Raw genomic sequence first — 16,464 nt, 5'->3', positions numbered from 1 at the left:
ACATCCCAACACCCGGTATTTCACAGGGCGCCAGGTCCGGGCTACCCCCCAATGGGTGCGCCGACCTCGCTAGAGGGGATCGTGGCCCTATCACACCAGTGGAGGCATAGCTGGCGACCCCGTGTTGCTACGAGGTGGCGAGTTCGTGGCGGCTGTGCTCGCGCAGCAGACCACAGGCCTGCCGTGGTTCGTCGGCGAAGCCCACACCGTCGTCCTCCAGGCACAAGAGGTCTTCACCGAGGTGGTGGACCTCCCCCGAGGGTGAGCTCGTTGTCCCGCTCGCCCTCGCGTTCGACCCACCGGCGCATCTGGCCCCTGTCCTGCCAGTCACCGCGGCGGTAGACCACCTCGACATCAGACTCGTCGTAGACCTTGTACAACTTCTTCTCCGTCATGCCCCCGGGTGATTTCAGGGGTGAGTTTCCGCCCCAGTTCGGAACGAGTTTTGGCCGCACTTCGCACTCCGGCCAGTTGATTCGGTGAACGAGTTTTGGCCCCACTTGTTGATCTTGTCCGTTGGTCTGGTCGACGGGGGCTGGGCGCGGGTGTGCGCGAGCCGGAAAGCGGGCGACGACCGGCAGGAGCGAGACGCAACGGCGATGCCAGCCAGAAATGTCGGTGCTCGGACCTAGTATGCAGAGCATGACGCGGTACATCGACAAGGATCTGTACGGTGCGGAGTTCCGCGAGTGCGACCTGACCGGGGCACGCCTGATCGGCGTCGTCATGCAGGATGCCGTGACCGACGGGCTCATCACCAACCTCGTGGTGAACGGCGTCGAAGTCACCGAGTACGTCGAGGCAGTGCTTGACCGGGATCATCCGGTGCGAGTGCTGATCCGCTCCGAGGACCCCGCCGATCTGCGCGAGGCATCACGTCAGCTCCATGCCGCCTGGCCGCCACGATCGAGCGAACGCCAGGTATCGAGCGCCGCAGCGTGAACGACGAGTGGTCGGCGGTGCAGACGATGCGCCACCTGGTCTTCGCCCACGACTCGTGGTTCCGCCGCTGCTGCCTGGGCTCGACGGAGCTGTTCACTCCGATGGGCATCGGGACGACCGTCGAGCCCTACCGTGGAGCGCATGGGCTTGACCTCTCCCTCGATCCGGCCCTCGACGAGATCGTGAGCGTGCGTGACGGACAGGCCCCGAGCTCGAGGCCTGGCTCGACGAGATCACCGCTGTCGCGAGGGACGGCATAATGATAAGCAAAAACGCATTAATCATTGTTGCAACGTTAATCACTGTCGCGGCTGCCTACTTTGCTTACGAAGCGGTGACACACCACAGTTACATATACGGATTAATATCCTTCTTTGCTGTCGCCTTAGCGGCTACCGCTGTGAGGAGCTATCTAAAGAACCAGCGACAATAGATAAAAGGTAAACCCGTCTTTGTCACCGTTAACGGAATATGGGCGAACGCCAAGACAAGGACGGGTTCCCTTGCCCCCATACGGCGGCAAGGGGACCCGTCCTTCGTCGTAACGTTCCTGATGTTGACGAAACCGGGGCGAGCCACAGGCCCCCGCACCGCGTCCTCGATCGGCGAGCTTGATGTAGCGGCGGCTGACTCGGCGCTAGCGCCTCCGGCCCAGCACAGCCCGCACGGCGGGTCACCTGAACCATCAATCTGAGCGATTCACGCGGGGCTTCTACCGTCTGCTCGCACGTGGGAACAACGCTCGGAGCGGCTCGTTGTATGAGGAAGCCCGCGCGGAGGTACTACGCTGGCAGGATGCCGCTGTTCTCTGACATTGATGGTCCGGCTCCTGAGGGGGCTGCCGAAGCGACGGTCGGGCAGGTCGTGGGTGAGCTGACCAGGCAGGCCCGTGCCGGGCATGTTGTGTACCTGACCGGGCCGGGTGATGATGACGTGGTGGCTGTCGCCCCGGTCGACGTGGTGAAGGCGGGGCTCGCCGCGTTGGGCCGCACCGAGGATGGCACCCGCCTCTAGATCAGTCTGCTGGTGTAACCGGCGTCGACGAGTCGCTGGTAGGCGGCGTTCACCTCATCGGGTACGTCCTGCTGGATGGCGAAACCCCGGCGGGCGTACTCAGTGATGCGTTGGGTGTCACCGACCAGCATGTTGATGACCCGGTCGATGTCGCCGATGCTGGCGATGTACTCGTCGAGTGGCAGTGGCCGTGATGAGCAGATCACCTCGACCTCGGGCCACACTTTGCGGCAGGTCGCGTACGCGCGGCGCTGCTGGTAGGGCCGGGAGATGAGCATGATCGAGGCGGGGTGTATGCCCGCGTCGGTGAGGACCTGGCGGCTGTGGGTGATGTTCTGGCTGGTGTTGGTCGCCTCGGTCTCGATCATGATCGCCTCGGTGGGGACGCCGAGGCTGACGGCGTGTTCGCGGTAGTGGACGGCTTCGCCGCGGGGGAAACGCTCGATCGTGGTCGGCGCGTTGGCGCCGGTGAACACGATGCGGTCGACCAGGCCCTGCTGGTACAGATCGGCGGTGTGGATCGCGACGCCGAGGTCGTGGGAGCCGAGCCCGATGCCGACGTCGCAGCGGCGCGGTTGGTGGCCCATGTCGTGATAGGCCCACAGGGTCTCGACGTCAGCTTGAAGGTCGGGCGGAAGCTGGTTGGTCGGCATGTCGGTGGACCTTACGGGCGGTGTGAGTCGGCGGCGTGCACGCCCATTCGGTAGGCGAGTTCGACCGCGCGGGTGGCTGGTCGGGGCAGTCTGATCATCTCTCGCACGAGGATGCGCGACAGTCGGTGGTAGCGAACCTGTTCGGGCGCGTCCTGTTCGGCCGCTAGCAGCACGTCGAGCGCGTCGTCGGTGCGGTTCCATCGGACGTAGGCGCGGGCGGTTTCGATGGCGTGCCGGGCTTGGCGCTCCACCGGCAGCCCGTGGGTGTTCACGCGGGGGCCGAGATGGACGGCCACCTGGACGTCGCCGAGTTCCATCGCCGTGGTCATCCGGTGGATCGTGACGTTGGTGGGCCCGAACGCCGTCCACAGGTGGTTCGCGTCGTGCCCCACCCGCGTGGCCGCTTGGTCGGCCTCGGCGAGGAAGGCCGTGGTGTCCGCCCGGTTGTCGCGCCGGGAGGAAGCCACCGCCCCAACCAGGTGCAGCATCCCGTACACCGACAGGTACTCCGGTGTGGCGGTGCCGAGGCCGGGTTCGAGCCGGTCGGCGGCGGCGCGGCTGAGCGCGACCGCTTGCTCGAACTCGCCGATGGACAGCAGGGCATGCGCCACCGACCGGTACAGCGACCCGATCATCAGGTCACTGCCACTGACGTGCGCTGCGGCCAGCCCGCGGCTGGCCGAGATCGACGCGAGATCAGCCTCGCCGAGTTTCGTCAGGAACGCCGTAGCCAGTTGGTGGGCGCTGGCGGCCAACGTGTGGGCGCGCACCCCGTCGTCGCTGGTGTGTCCGTAGTGCTGGCACGCGGTCTGGGTCTCGGTGATCAACAGGGGTAGCCGCTGGATGAGCCGGGCGTAGCGGGAGTTCTGGTAGTCGCCCCACTGCGTCGCGAGCTCCGCGGCAAGGGCGTCCAGGCGAGGTGGCTCACCGGGCTGCGGGCCAGCGAGGAACTGGCGATGGTCCATCAGCGCCACGCGCAGCGCCGGTATCGTCCGTCGGCCCGATTCGTCGGCCCCCGCCATCAGCACCGGCTCGCCGATCACATCGCCGAGCGCGACGTCCAAGGCATGCGCGAGACGCCGCAACACCGACAGCCGATCCAGCGGGAGCACGTCGTGCTCCACCTTGCGCAGCCAGTCCTCGCTGCGGCCGACCAGCCCTGCCAGAACCGCCTGGGTGAGCCCGCGCCGCTGCCGATAGAACGCCACGCGTTCCCCGATCGTCAGGTCATCGGTCATGCCTCGCATGGAGTACATCCTCCCACCCCCGTCGCCCACGACCCCAGAGAAATCCTCCCGGTCCCACCCCGCCAACACACCTAGCGTCCTCGTCCAGCGACAACACGCGACACAGGGCCGCGAACGTCGATCGTTCCGCCAACGAGCGAACCGGGAGTGATAGTGACCGCGATCAGGGACACGCAGACACAGCGCAACCATCCCTGCCGGCGTTCAATTGCTCGTTCGGCAGCCAATCAAGCTCCTGCCGTGCTGGCCGTGCCCCGACCGGCCAGCACGGCAGGTCCGACTATTGGGCTCGCCGGTGTTCTCCCGCGGGCCAGGGTGACCTTCCCAGTTGGCGGCCACCAGTGCCACCGGTACTGGATCGTCTGCGGGTACTACGAGTGCGTTCACGGTCATGTGGTGCCGATCCATGGCCGGGAGCGGACGACACGATGACCAACGAGATCATCTCCACGCCCGAACGGCATGCTGCGCTGCCACTCGTGAGCCGGGACTGGATCTGCGCAGTGAAGTCCGTGCTCCGAGACCGCGCCGACCAGGAACCCAACCCTTCCGGTTCATCGCCCGATCAGTGTGTCGTGAATGTGGTCATCGAGTTCGGCCAGGAAGTTCTCGGCTCGCCATGGACGCAGATCTCGTCGTGCCAGACGGATCCGCTGTGCGGGCACCCGGCCGCCCGTCGCCGCTGTGATGTCCACGGCTTCGTGCAAGAGATCGACACAGGCGAAGGGATCACCGAGACGCAGTCGCGCGAGGGCCAGGTCGGCGTTCACGATGCCTCGTTGCACCAAGTCCCCCGACAACCTCAACGCGCTGAGCGAGCGGTCGAGGCTTTGGTGGGCACGGCCCGCGTCGCCTATGTGGAGAGCGCAGAGTCCGTCGAAGCCGTTCAGGCGGTCGACGTTGAATCCGCCGTGAGGGTCGTCGACGGTCAGCTGATCGACGGTCTTCCACGCTCGGTCGAGTGCCTCGGTCGCTTCCCTGGCCTGGCCGCTCCGAGCACAGATCTCGGCGTGAACGGCGTGTGCGCGGGCTCGAATGGCGTAACTGGTGCCCCGGTGCGCATCGGCGGTCGCGGCACGGGCAATCTTCAGCGCCGCGTCCACGTTATTGGTTGCATGCAAGGCCACCATCGTGTGACTCGTCTGTACCGCCGCCCGGTGGCTACGGTCCTTGAGCCGTCCCGCGACCTCAGTGGCGTCCGCGTACAGGGCCATGGCGATCTCGTCGTCGCGGGTCTCGAAGGCCAGTCGCGCGGCAAGAGCATAGGTGTCGGTAGCCAGCAGCATCAGTTCGTCGTACGGACCAACGTGGTCGAACTGCAGGAGCCGACCGCAGGACTCGACGATCGGCGCAAGCTGGAGCTGAAGACGGACGAACGGGGTCGATCCGACCTGTCCATTGATGGCCGCAACAGCATCCTGCAGTTGGCTGAGCAGGTCAGGATCGAGCCGAGATGGATCGCGCTCAACAGCGGCGACGCTCGAATGGGTGGTAGGCGAGAGCACGGCCAACAGGTCTCGGCCCTCACCTCCCGCGCTCTGAGTGATCAGCTCAACGAGCTGTCGGATGCGTTGGGGTGGCGCTCCGAAATGGCGGAGTGCGTCGAGCAGCGCAGCGAAATCCGATCCGGTACCCAGCGCCAGGTCTCCGGATGGGGTTCGCGCATAGAGGTGGGCCAGGAGAAACTGGTAGCGATCGCCGGGACTGGTTCGGCTAGTGAGACTCTCCCACCTGGCGACGGTGCGCTGGATGCTCGCGACCTGCCTGTTCATCAGCGAGGTGACGGCGAGTTGGCGCGCAGTATCGCGCAAGCCTCGGGCGAGATCGGTCCAGGACCAGCCGCGTCTCTCGCGCAGCTGCCGCAGCAGGCGCACCCCGGTATCCCGATCAGTGGTCACGCCGCCCAGTACACCATCTCTCGAAAGTCAGACTGGCACGACCAGCCGGGGTTTACCCTGGTCGGCGGCGTAGTTCACGGTGTACCAAGTGCCGCTCGTCGAATCCGAGCCCTGCGGAAAACCGATTACGAAGCCGCTGCGGTCGACCATCCAGCGGTTGCGGGCATGATAGGCCGAGGAGCCGAGCTTTTCAGCGCGCAGCTCGACGACGCCTGCAAGCCGGCCGCCTCGTTGCCATCGATGGATGGCCTCGCCCGCGACAGCTGGTTGGTCGGCCACAGTGCACGGTACGACGACGGTCAGGGCGGCCTGTGTGTGTTCGGCCAACCAGTCCAATGCGGAGGTGTCGATTCCGGCGGCACCTCCGAGGTAGAAGGTGGCGTTCGGGTCGGCAAACGGCCGGAGGTAGTCGTCGAACAGGCCGGTCAACTGCGTCTCGGCCTGGGCAGTGATCGAGCGTGTGCCGGTGATCGTGACGTGTCGAGGCACGCTCGCGCGCTCCTTCGCGGATGTCATCGAATGTCATCTGCCCCCGTCGTACCTAGTCACGATCTCATGAACGCACCGGCTGCGACGAGGCTCCCCCGACCGCGTCGCAGCCGGTTGCCTGCCCAACGACGACCACGGTGACCGCGACCATGAGCCTGCTATCCACGATGAACCGCCTGACGACGAAGAAAAAGTGGTCGAGTGCGATTGACGACATGCTCCGACAGGTTGTCGACGAAGGATTCGCTTTCTACGTCTGCGGCGAGCGACGCGATCCGGTGGTCTTGGTTGCGGCCTACTACTGGAAGAGCTACGTCGACCTGCTCACCATCACCGAGCCGGACCGAGTGACCGCGGCGCGGGCCGTGCGCGAACCGGGCTTCGACGTCTTCGGTCCCCGCAAGGTGGTGTGGGCCTACGGCAACGAGGCTGAACCCACCCTTCGAGCACTGTTGAACCTTACACATCCTGACCACCCGGATCATCCGACCTGCCCACACGAGCCGCCACGCCTCATGATCGTGCCCGCTCACCTACAGCGACCGATGACATTCAAGGCACCCGATTCGTGGAAGGTCCAGAACCGCGTACAGCGCTTGGAAAGCGCGCTCGCGAGTGACCTCGCCAGCATGGAAGCGGCTGGCCTGCTGACGCGCGAGGAAGGCCCTCTCTGGTCTGGGCAAGGAGGCTTCGTCCTCCCAAGTGGCGCTCCAGACGGGGTGGTGTGACACGTGGGCGGGATACGCGAAGTGGTTGCCGTGATCGTCGCAGCCGACAGTCGGCTCGGCGGCGCCGTCCGAGCGATCGACGACCTGGCCGGACACTTACCGCCACCGGAAGAGCAGCGCACGTGCCCGCTCTGCTCGGTCCAGTCCTGGCCCTGCGCTCGGTTCGACGACGCAGCTCACCGCGTGCAGGCTGCTGGGCTACGACTCGACGACTTTGTACCGCCAGACCTGCACGAACGTCTCCGGCATTTGACCCGCCAACCACTGCCCAGACCATCAGCTCGGGGTCCGGGCGACTGGTTCGACCAGGGGCGACACGATCGAGGACGCCTTCTCCACCCACCCGCAGTGCCACACGACAAGGAAGTCAGTTGAACGACATGGTCAAGCCCGTAGAGGGAAACAACGAGGCCGACAGTTCCGAGCGCGTCGCCCACCTGCGCACAAAGATGGTCGATGACCTGATCGCCGAGGGCACGATCGTGTCCGCGCAAGTCGAGGCCGCGATGCGCAAGGTTCCACGCGAACGGTTCGCGCCTGGTGTGGACCTGGAGGAGGTCTACCAGCTGTACAACGGCGTGGTTACCAAGCGCGACGAGTCCGGGAACTCAGTCAGCTCGGTGTCCGCGCCGCAGGTGCAAGCACACATGCTGCAACAGGCGGAGATAACCGAAGGCATGCGGGTCCTGGAGATTGGGTCCGGCGGGTACAACGCCGCACTGATCGCCGAGCTCGTCGGTCCCGCGGGGCGCGTCACCACGGTCGATATTGACCAGGACATCACCGATCGAGCCAGCCGCTTCCTCGGGGAGACGGGGTATTCGCAGGTGAACGTCGTATTCTCCGATGCCGAGGCTGGCGTCACTGAACAGGCCCCGTACGACCGGATCCTGGTCACCGTCAACACGTGGGACGTGCCGCCGGCCTGGGTGGAACAGCTCGCACCGACCGGACTACTCGTGGTTCCCTTGCAGGTCAGGGGGCTGTCGCGGACGATCGCGTTCGAGAAAGCAGACGAGTGCCTGGTCAGCCGATCTGCGCGCCTGTTCGGTTTCGTGTCGATGCGCGGTGCCGGGGCGCACCAGAGCAAGCTGCTGGTCATGCGCGGGGGCGAGGTCACCCTGCGCCTCGACGATGACTTCCCCGTTGATCCCACCGAGCTGGAGGGCGTTCTGGACACGCCGCGGGTGGAGGTCTGGAGCGGTGCCAGCATCGGCCGGTTCGAGCCGTGGGCCGGCACCCAGATGTGGCTCGCTACGGCGCTGTCCGGTTTCTGTCGCGTGATCTTGGACAAGAAGCTGGACAGCGGCCTGATTTCCCCGCCCGGAAGCCACTCAGCCGCGATGGCTGTTGTCGACGGCGGCAATCTTGCCTACGTCACGACGCGCAGCAGCACGGTCAATGAGTCTGCCGTCGAGTTCGGCGTCCACGCCTTCGGACCCGACGCGGAACGGCTCGCCGAGGACGTGGCTGAGCAGCTCCGCATCTGGGAGCGGGATCACCGCAATGGACCCGGCCCCCAGTTCCGCGTCTACCCGGCGGGCACCGCTGACGACCTGATGCCTGCAGGGCGTGTCGTCGACAAGAAGCACAGCCGGATCACGATCTCCTGGCCACATGCGGCTAACGCTGCGGCCGGTCGGAGTGCCCTGCAAGAAAACACCAAGTAAGGAGAGTGACCCACATGTCCGAGGTCCTGTTTTCGGGTGGCGCCACCGCGTTGGCAGAACGGCCCGTTGCGGATGATGACGAGTTCGCGCTGGATGTACGGGTCGTCGTGGCCTATGCCCCTGTCATGGGGGACTGCCCGACGGACGACGGGTGCGGCAACACCTGCGCGGGCAACGACAGCGCCTGCAACTCGTTCGCAGACGATCCGTCCTGACCCACGGGGTGCTGCCGGTGCGCTACGGCGCACCAGCAGCACCCCTGCGGTCGCATCGTCACAGGAGGCGAGACAGTGCCATCAAGATCATCCGCGGTATACGTGCCTGGCGGTGCGGCCGTGCTCCGCGCCAGCACCGACCCCAGCGGGTTGGATCTGCCTAGTGCCCTGGATTTGTACGGCGATGGTGGGATCGAGCGCGGCATAGCGTGGTTGACGATGCAGTGGCAGCGGGCGGATGTTCGGACCGCCGTGGGTTACGCGAGTCCGGCCCTATCCCGCCAGATCGACGAGATGGTGGCCGCCGGTAGTCGTGATCTCCGAGCGGTTCGTCGAGTGGTCATCTCCCTGGCGTCCTACCTCCTTCGCTGGCAGCAGCGCCCCACCCCGTTCGGGCTCTTTGCCGGGGTCGGCTTGGCTCGGATCGGTGCTGCGGCCAAGGTGCGTTGGGGCTTCGAGCATCGAGTTGCCGTTCGTGCGGACGCGGCCTGGCTCGGTGATGTCATCACACGTCTGCATCAATGTGTGCCGCTATTGGAGCGGATATCCGTGGTCGTCAACAACGCGGGCAGTGTTCGCGGTGATCGGTTCGTTGCACCAGGGTCACCTCCGGACGGAGCGGGCCAAGAGTTGGCGCCGATCGAGGTGTCCATAGGTCTGGGCCGACCAGTCCGAGCCGCAGTCGAAGCAGCCCAGAAACCTGTGCGATTCGGTGCTCTCCGCGAACAGATCATGGCCCGATTTCCAGCGGCGACTAGACAGTCGGTCGACACCATGCTGACGGGGCTGCTCGACGAAGGGATCCTGATCAGCAGCTTGTCCGCGCCGATGACGTGCCAGGACCCGCTAGACCACGTCTGCACAAAGCTGGAGGCCGTCGAGGCCAAGACAATCCCCGAGGTCACGCATACCGTGCGCGAACTCACGACTATCCGCGAGCAACTGGCCGGAGAAGCCGTCGCCGTGACTGAAACCGAAGTCACAAGACGGATGCAGGCGTTGAGCGCCGTCGCGGACATGCCTCTCCTTGCCGACACGATCTTGGATTGTGACGTCGAAATACCAGAGCAGGTGGCTCAGGAGGCGCGCGACGCCGTCCGAGTCCTGTATCGCCTTTCCCCATATCCGTTGGGGTATCCGGCCTGGCGCGACTACCACTCGCGATTCCGCGCACGCTACGGAATCGGTGCGCTCGTGCAAGTCCTGGAGTTGGTCGCCGACAGCGGACTCGGCCTCCCGGCTGGCTTCCTTGGCTCCTCGCGCGGGCGCACCGCTCATCAGATGAGCGAACGCGACGAAAAGCTCCTCGCGATGATCCAGCGAGCGACAGTGGACGGCACTGGCGAAATCGTCCTGACCGATCAGGCGATTGAGGACCTCACGGCCAGCGATCCCGCTGACCTGCACCTGCCCGCTCGTGTCGAGGTGGCGGTCGAGATCCACTCCAATGGTGTAGAAGCGTTGTCTCGCGGCCGGTTCACGTTGGCGGTGACTGGAACGCCAAGGCCAGGCAGCAGCATGGCTGGCCGCCATGCACACTTGCTGCCCGACGACGGCCGCGACGCGGTCGCCGCCTCCTTCACCGCAGCCGAGCCCGGCACCGTTGCCGCCCAGTTGTCGTTTACACCACGGAAGCGCCGCAACGAGAACGTCGCACGGACCGAGCAGTTGCTGCCCCACGTCATTCCCGTTGCCGAGCACCATGAGCGGGACGAGCACCTGATCAACCTGACAGACCTCGCCGTCACGGCGGACGACCGTCGGTTCTACCTTGTCCAGATATCCACCGGCCAGCGCGTCGAGCCGCGCGTGACCCACGCTCTGGAGGCCGGCGTCCACACTCCACCTCTGGCCCGATTCCTCGCCGAGATCACCACCGCCCGAGCTTCGGTGTACAAGGCGTTTCACTTCGGGGCCGCCGCCAGGCTCCCGTATCTTCCCCGAGTTCGATACCGACGAACCATACTGTCCCCGGCGCGCTGGCTGCTGGCGGCCGGCGACCTACCTGGCCGCCGTGCCTCGTTCGCTGTATGGGAGGCCGGGCTGGACGCATGGCGACAGCAATCGCGTGTCCCCGCCTGTGTCGCCCTGGTCGAACTGGACCGGAGACAGCCAGTGGACCTGAACCACCCGTTGCACCGACTCCTGCTGCGGACGCGCCTGGACCGCGGAGGCCGACTCGAACTGCGCGAAACCTCGGGACCGGCGGACATTGCCTGGCTTGGCCGAGCTCACGAGCTTCTCATCCCCCTGGTCCTGGATTCCGCTGCCGCTGCAAGCCGGTCATCATCGATCGCAGTTCCACAGCAGGTTGTGGCCAGCGACGCCAGCCACCTGCCAGGAGATTCGCCCATTCTGTGCGCGCAGATCTACGGACACCCAGACCGCTTCGATGAAGTTCTCACGGAGCGACTTCCCAGCTTGCTCGGAGCCTTCGGCGATGTCGCACTGAACTGGTGGTTCCGCCGCCATCGCCAGATGAGCCGTCCCGATGACGATCAGTACCTGGTCCTTTACCTGCGCCTGCCTCAGTCATCCGCCTATGGCTCGGCTGCCGAACGCCTTGTCGAGTGGGCGAGCACGCTGCGCAGCGAACGCTTGCTGTCGCATGTCGCGCTGACCACACACGAGCCCCAGACAGGGCGCTACGGTCACGGTTCCGCATTGGAGCGCGCGTACGACCTGTTTGCGGCCGACTCCGCGGCTGCTCTCGCACAGATCGCCTTGACTATCCGAACCGGGACGCACCGACAGGCGGTGGCAGCTGCCAGTTTCGTCGACGTCGCCGTGAACTTCGCCGGGTCGGTCCAGAGCGGGTTGGATTGGCTGCTCCGTGAACTTCGTCAACAGCACGGGCGGCTGCAGCCGGCGCTCCGCGACCGAGCGCTGGAGCTGACTGACCCGGAGGCCGTATGGACGTCGTTGCGTTCCGTGTCGGGCGGGGAGAAAGTCGTGACTGCCTGGCAGCGGCGCGCCGTTGCACTCGCGGCCTATCGAGTAGCCCTGGCCGAGCAGCGTGATCCACTGACGGTGCTGCCGTCTCTCCTGCACCTGCACCACATTCGTGCAGTCGGAGTCGATCCGGCGCTTGAACGCGTCACAGGCCGTTTGGCTCGGGCTTCCGCGCGCCGCGCCGCTGCTCGCCGCGGGGAGATTTAGGTTGGCTACCACGGCGATCGCGCTGGCCGATCTCGCCCAGCGGCATGCCAACAATTTGGCACTGCCGGGACCATGCCCAGAGGACAAACCCTGGGCCGATCAATCTCTCTCCAAGGGCACCGCCGGAATGGCGCTGCTGCACATCGAACGTGCTCTCATCGGTCGCGGAACCTGGCGCGAGGCACACCTTTGGGTCACCAAGGCTGTCGCCGGTCGAGTCAGCGCCACGGATACTTCCGGCCTTTATCTCGGGGCTCCGGCAGTCGCGTTCATGCTGGACGCTGCGGCGACTGGTGCCAGCGGTCGCTACCAAGAGGCTCTCGCGGATGTCGACGGTCACGTGGTCGCGCTCTCTCACCGGCGCGCCGAAGCTGCGCTAGCACGCATCAAGGCGGGCGAGTTCCCTGGATTCCGCGAGTACGACGTGTTCTTTGGTTTGAGCGGCCTCGGCGCATTGCTCCTGCGTCGCGCCTCCGATAGCAGCGCGATGGAGCGCGTCCTGGACTACCTCGTTGCCCTGGCCAGGCCACGTCAGGTCGATGGCGATGTACTGCCTGGCTGGTGGGTCGGCCACGATCCCCACCGTCGAATCTCCGCCTCCTATCAGGAGGGCCACGGCAATTTCGGTCTTGCCCACGGCATCACCGGCCCTCTGGCCTTGCTTAGCCAGGCTATGCGGCGAGGGATCATCGTTGACGGTCAGCACGAGGCGATCATCACCATCTGCGAATGGCTCGATTCGTGGCAGCAGGAGGGCGCGGCCGGTCCCTGGTGGCCTGAATGGATCACCCTGGCAGAGCTGCGTACCGGCCAGCCTCACCAGTCGGGGCCGGCGCGCCCCAGTTGGTGCTACGGCACGCCTGGAATCGCCCGTGCCGGCCAACTCGCTGGCATCGCCACCGGTGACGCCCACCGGCAGCGGATGTACGAACAGGCGCTGATTCGCTGCCTCGACGACCCTGAGCAGCTAGCTCGGATCACCGACGGCGGCCTGTGCCACGGTTGGGCCGGGCTGTACCAAACCGTCTGGCGATCGGCCCAGGACGCTGGAACATCCGCGTTTGACGAATACCTTCCGCCTCTGGCCGCGCACCTGGGTCAACACACTCGCCACGGGCCAGTGGCGAAGCGCGGCTTCCTCGAAGGCACAGCAGGAACAGCTCTTGCCCTGCATACCGCCGTGTACAACACCACGCCGACTTCGGGATGGGACGCATGTCTACTCATCGACTGACACCGCGAGAGGTAGAACTGCGAAGCAGTGATGCCGACGAGTCCGCGGTTGCGCAGGGCGCGGAGTACGGGGTTCTTCTGGTACTGGCCGGGGCTTCCTTGAATGAAGCCGCAGCAGCCATTCACGTCGAACCCGCGGACCTGGCCGAGGCCGTCGAGGTCTATCGGAAAGCTGGACGACACGCCCTCGAACGGCAGGCAGCTTCGGACTGGTGGCAGATCTACATCGAGTTCATCGATTGGAGCACGGCCGAACAGTCAGCAGCCGACACCATCGCGCCGCTGTTGCACCGAGCTGGAGAGGACGGCCTCGTCACGAAGTGGTGGTTCATGAGGAAACACCCCTGCTGGCGACTACGGATTCACCCAGGGCGGGACGGACACGCGATGCGGGACCATCTCGGGGCCGCACTCGATGAACTCGCAGCCGACGACCGCATTGCCCAATGGTGGCCCGGCACCTATGAGGCCGAGATGCAAGCTTTTGGTAACTGGACGGGCATGGAGGCTGCCCACGATCTATTCTATGAGGACAGCCGCGCCGTCATGCACCTTGCTCACAACGGCGGCGGCGGGCTGGGCCGACGCGAACTGTCGCTGCTGCTGTGCAACACCCTGATGCGCGCGGCGGGACTGGAGTGGTACGAGCAGGGCGACGTCTGGCACCGGATCGCTCAGGAACGCCCACTGCCAGAGGATGTCTCTGCCGCGAATCTGACCGCCATGGCCAGCGATCTCAAACAGTTGTTGCTCGCGAACACAGCTCCTGGCGGGCCGCTGCTACGCGCAGAAGGTCCCCTGGCCTCATCCGCAGACTGGGCCAGCGCCTTCCGACAGGCCGGCCGGACCCTGGGGTCCGCGGCCCGTACGGGGACGCTGCAGCGCGGCCTTCGTGAGGTTCTGAGCTACCTGATCATCTTCCACTGGAACCGCCTTGGGTTGCCAGCTCGAACACAGAGCATTCTCGCGTGGGCGACGCGCACCGTCATCCTTGGTCTGCCCGGACATGTGCCGCCCAACCCGACATTGAGTGGTGGACCTACCTCTGGGACAACAGCACCGCCATTGGCGGCCCGAGCGAACGAAGGCGTAGCCGAACGAGCACTGGCCCGATTTCCGCTTGTGTCGCAGCGCCGCTTTCCCTGTCCTGATCTGGAAACCCAGGTGCGCAACGTGCGCGAGTGCGCAAACTCCTGCCAGGAGTCAACCACTGTCGAAGAGCGGATGAACCGCGCCTGCACCGTCTGGAATCTGTCCGCGCGCATCGCGGCCGAATGCGGTATGCCCGACGTCGCCATCAGCCTATGTCGACGACAGTTCCGAATTTTCCGAGCAGCGTCACCACTGTCGGCCGGTTCTGCCATCGCTTCGCTCCAGCCAGTGGTGAACCTCGCCCGACTGACCAGGCGGGCAGGTGACAACCAAGGCGCCTACCGCGAGCTCGAAGCGATCAACCACGCCGTCCGTAATGGTGGTGCGGCCGTGATCCACGGTGACTTGGTCGACTTCGACGGCCTAATCGCGGACCGCTCGTCCGAAGTAGACAACTGGCTTCGGCAGGTTATGCGTGAGGATGGAACCCGCGCGCTTGTCGCAGCCGGCCAGTGGACGAACGCCGCAGCGCATGCCGAGAAGTACGACGAAACCAGAAATCAGTTCCGCGAAGCCCGCCAGACACGCGCCATCGCTCTTGCCCTTAACGGGAAAGCCAACTTGGCGCTCAAACTTATCGACAACACCGCCAAAAGCGATGCTTGGGAGTACGCCGGGGCAGCGTGCCTGCGCAGCTACCTGCTTCTTCAGGAGCGCAGCATCGGTGCAGGTGACGTGATAGGCATGCTTAACGATGTTCGGCATGTCTGCGGGGCATCGCACCGACCCACGGGGTTATTCCGGATCCGGCTCGGGTTGACCGCGGCAGACCTTGCTGTTGCGGCACAAGGAGATGCAGGGCTTCTCTGCGCCGAGCTGATCGAGAAGGCTGAACGATCGGCAGATGCATTCATGGCGCGCGAGGTGCTGGCACACCCAGAATGCCAAACGCTGGCTACACCCAAGCAGAGCGAAACCTTGGGCCTGCTCGTCGAGCGAGCAGGTTTTGACTCGGGGCAGGTCCCCGCGGTGGTGATGGACGACCTCATGTCATCCGTACACACTGCCGAAACCGTCCTGATCGCGAATCTCGGCGTCACAGCCAGCCGACTGGGGCCGATCCGTGACTGAACCTGAACACGGTCTAGATCGAGGGCTTGCCTTGCCACACACCTCCACCGTACCGACCGGTCTGCTCGACGAGCTGCGCAATTTCTATCGGCGTGAACCGAGCCTGCTCGCCGACGACCTTCCGGGCCTGCGGCTCCTTTGACCGGGGTCGGAACAATCGTGTCTTCGCCTGGGACGGCCCGGACTGCGAGGTCTGCCTCAAGCTGTACCGCACCGACAAACGCGACCGCGCGGCTTGCGAGTAACAGGCCCTCGCACATGTCGCGGCCTGCGGAGTCACCGCTGCTCCACAGCCGCTGTGACACAACCCCGACCCCGAACTGCCTGCAGTCGCGATGACCATTTTCGCCGGTCGGCCGGTGCCCGACCTCGCCGAGTCCACCACCGCACTTTGGGCCATGGTCGCGATTCTCGACCAACTCCGGGAGAGCCCACTCGGACCGTTCGCTGACACGCCGCGCGTCGATTCACCCGCAAATTACAAGAATCGGGTCACCGAGGTCTGGCCGGGCCAGCTCGACGAGTGCGAGGACGAGCCGCTTACCGCTGACATGCAATTGATGCTCGGCCCCTGGTACGAACGAGGCGACACCGCGGTGCTCGCCGATCGGCGCCGAGGATCGTTTCTCGCGGCGACTCTAACCTGTTCAACTGGCTCTGGGGCGAGCCGAACGTCCACGTCGTCGACTGGGAGTTCATCGGTCACAGCGACACCGTCTATGACGCCGCCGAGTTGGTCGAACACCTCAGCGCCCGCGTCATCGACGATGAGTGGCGAGTCGCGCTACTGCCGGACCACGGAATCGTCGACGACACGGCACGTCGCCGTTTTCTGGCCGCACAGCGAACCGTTGCGCTCAGCTTGCTGTGGAAGCGTGGAGACAAGCGAGCCGATGATGTCGAGTTTCAGGTCAAGTGGGTCCGTGAGCTGATGAACAGCAGCTTCCTGTGACACACCTGGCTTCAGTGTCGCCTCATGTGCGCTATCCCGAC

At 65.3% G+C, this 16,464-nt stretch carries 13 protein-coding genes; 9 read left to right on the top strand and 4 right to left on the bottom strand.

Going from position 1 to position 16,464, the window contains the following annotated elements:
• The first annotated feature begins 642 nt into the window (after positions 1-642).
• Together H4W30_RS43920 and H4W30_RS32555 are read left to right on the top strand one after the other, a co-directional pair.
• Positions 643-942, top strand: a complete 300-nt coding sequence (locus tag H4W30_RS43920) for a pentapeptide repeat-containing protein (protein WP_197684729.1) — start codon at positions 643-645, stop codon at positions 940-942.
• A gap of 795 nt (positions 943-1,737) precedes the next feature.
• Positions 1,738-1,956, top strand: coding sequence for a hypothetical protein (locus tag H4W30_RS32555; protein ID WP_072029921.1), 219 nt, complete (start codon positions 1,738-1,740; stop codon positions 1,954-1,956).
• On the opposite strand, the gene H4W30_RS32550 is transcribed toward H4W30_RS32555, so the two are convergent.
• The 4 genes from H4W30_RS32550 to H4W30_RS32535 all read right to left on the bottom strand — a co-directional run bounded on the left by H4W30_RS32550 (position 1,953) and on the right by H4W30_RS32535 (position 6,270).
• Positions 1,953-2,609, bottom strand: coding sequence for a YdcF family protein (locus tag H4W30_RS32550; RefSeq protein ID WP_043828850.1), 657 nt, complete (start codon positions 2,607-2,609; stop codon positions 1,953-1,955). The genes H4W30_RS32555 and H4W30_RS32550 overlap by 4 nt on opposite strands.
• Before the next feature lie 11 nt (positions 2,610-2,620).
• A complete protein-coding gene (locus tag H4W30_RS32545) occupies positions 2,621-3,847 on the bottom strand; it encodes a helix-turn-helix domain-containing protein (RefSeq protein WP_043828849.1) in 1,227 nt (408 codons plus the stop codon).
• Positions 3,848-4,410: 563 nt separating this feature from the next.
• The gene (locus H4W30_RS32540) at positions 4,411-5,754 is read right to left on the bottom strand and encodes a hypothetical protein (protein ID WP_081684720.1); all 1,344 of its coding nucleotides are present in this window, start codon (positions 5,752-5,754) and stop codon (positions 4,411-4,413) included.
• A 27-nt stretch (positions 5,755-5,781) separates the two neighbouring features.
• On the bottom strand, positions 5,782-6,270 hold the full coding sequence (locus H4W30_RS32535) for an LOG family protein (RefSeq protein WP_051171775.1): 489 nt from the start codon (positions 6,268-6,270) through the stop codon (positions 5,782-5,784).
• A gap of 110 nt (positions 6,271-6,380) precedes the next feature.
• On the opposite strand from H4W30_RS32535, the gene H4W30_RS32530 reads away from it, so the two are divergent.
• The 7 genes from H4W30_RS32530 to H4W30_RS32500 all read left to right on the top strand — a co-directional run bounded on the left by H4W30_RS32530 (position 6,381) and on the right by H4W30_RS32500 (position 16,423).
• Entirely contained in the window at positions 6,381-6,971 is a 591-nt protein-coding gene (locus tag H4W30_RS32530; RefSeq protein ID WP_112285791.1) for a hypothetical protein, read from the top strand.
• A 380-nt stretch (positions 6,972-7,351) separates the two neighbouring features.
• The gene (gene fxlM, locus H4W30_RS32525) at positions 7,352-8,641 is read left to right on the top strand and encodes a methyltransferase, FxLD system (RefSeq protein WP_043828846.1); all 1,290 of its coding nucleotides are present in this window, start codon (positions 7,352-7,354) and stop codon (positions 8,639-8,641) included.
• 14 nt (positions 8,642-8,655) lie between these two features.
• Complete coding sequence (locus tag H4W30_RS32520) at positions 8,656-8,856, top strand: FxLD family lanthipeptide (RefSeq protein WP_043828845.1); 201 nt, start codon at positions 8,656-8,658, stop codon at positions 8,854-8,856.
• 120 nt (positions 8,857-8,976) lie between these two features.
• Complete coding sequence (locus H4W30_RS32515) at positions 8,977-12,015, top strand: lantibiotic dehydratase (protein ID WP_197684732.1); 3,039 nt, start codon at positions 8,977-8,979, stop codon at positions 12,013-12,015.
• 1 nt (position 12,016) lies between these two features.
• A complete protein-coding gene (locus H4W30_RS32510; RefSeq protein ID WP_081685171.1) occupies positions 12,017-13,249 on the top strand; it encodes a lanthionine synthetase C family protein in 1,233 nt (410 codons plus the stop codon).
• Entirely contained in the window at positions 13,231-15,471 is a 2,241-nt protein-coding gene (locus H4W30_RS32505; protein WP_081685170.1) for a thiopeptide-type bacteriocin biosynthesis protein, read from the top strand. The genes H4W30_RS32510 and H4W30_RS32505 overlap by 19 nt, the downstream gene beginning before the upstream one ends.
• A gap of 556 nt (positions 15,472-16,027) precedes the next feature.
• Positions 16,028-16,423: a phosphotransferase gene (locus H4W30_RS32500; RefSeq protein ID WP_106961562.1), complete on the top strand. Its 396-nt coding sequence runs from the start codon at positions 16,028-16,030 to the stop codon at positions 16,421-16,423.
• Positions 16,424-16,464: the final 41 nt, after the last annotated feature.

The organism is Amycolatopsis roodepoortensis, from assembly GCF_014873915.1.
Taxonomy (GTDB): domain Bacteria; phylum Actinomycetota; class Actinomycetes; order Mycobacteriales; family Pseudonocardiaceae; genus Amycolatopsis; species Amycolatopsis roodepoortensis.
This window is presented reverse-complemented; position numbering and strand designations above follow the sequence as displayed.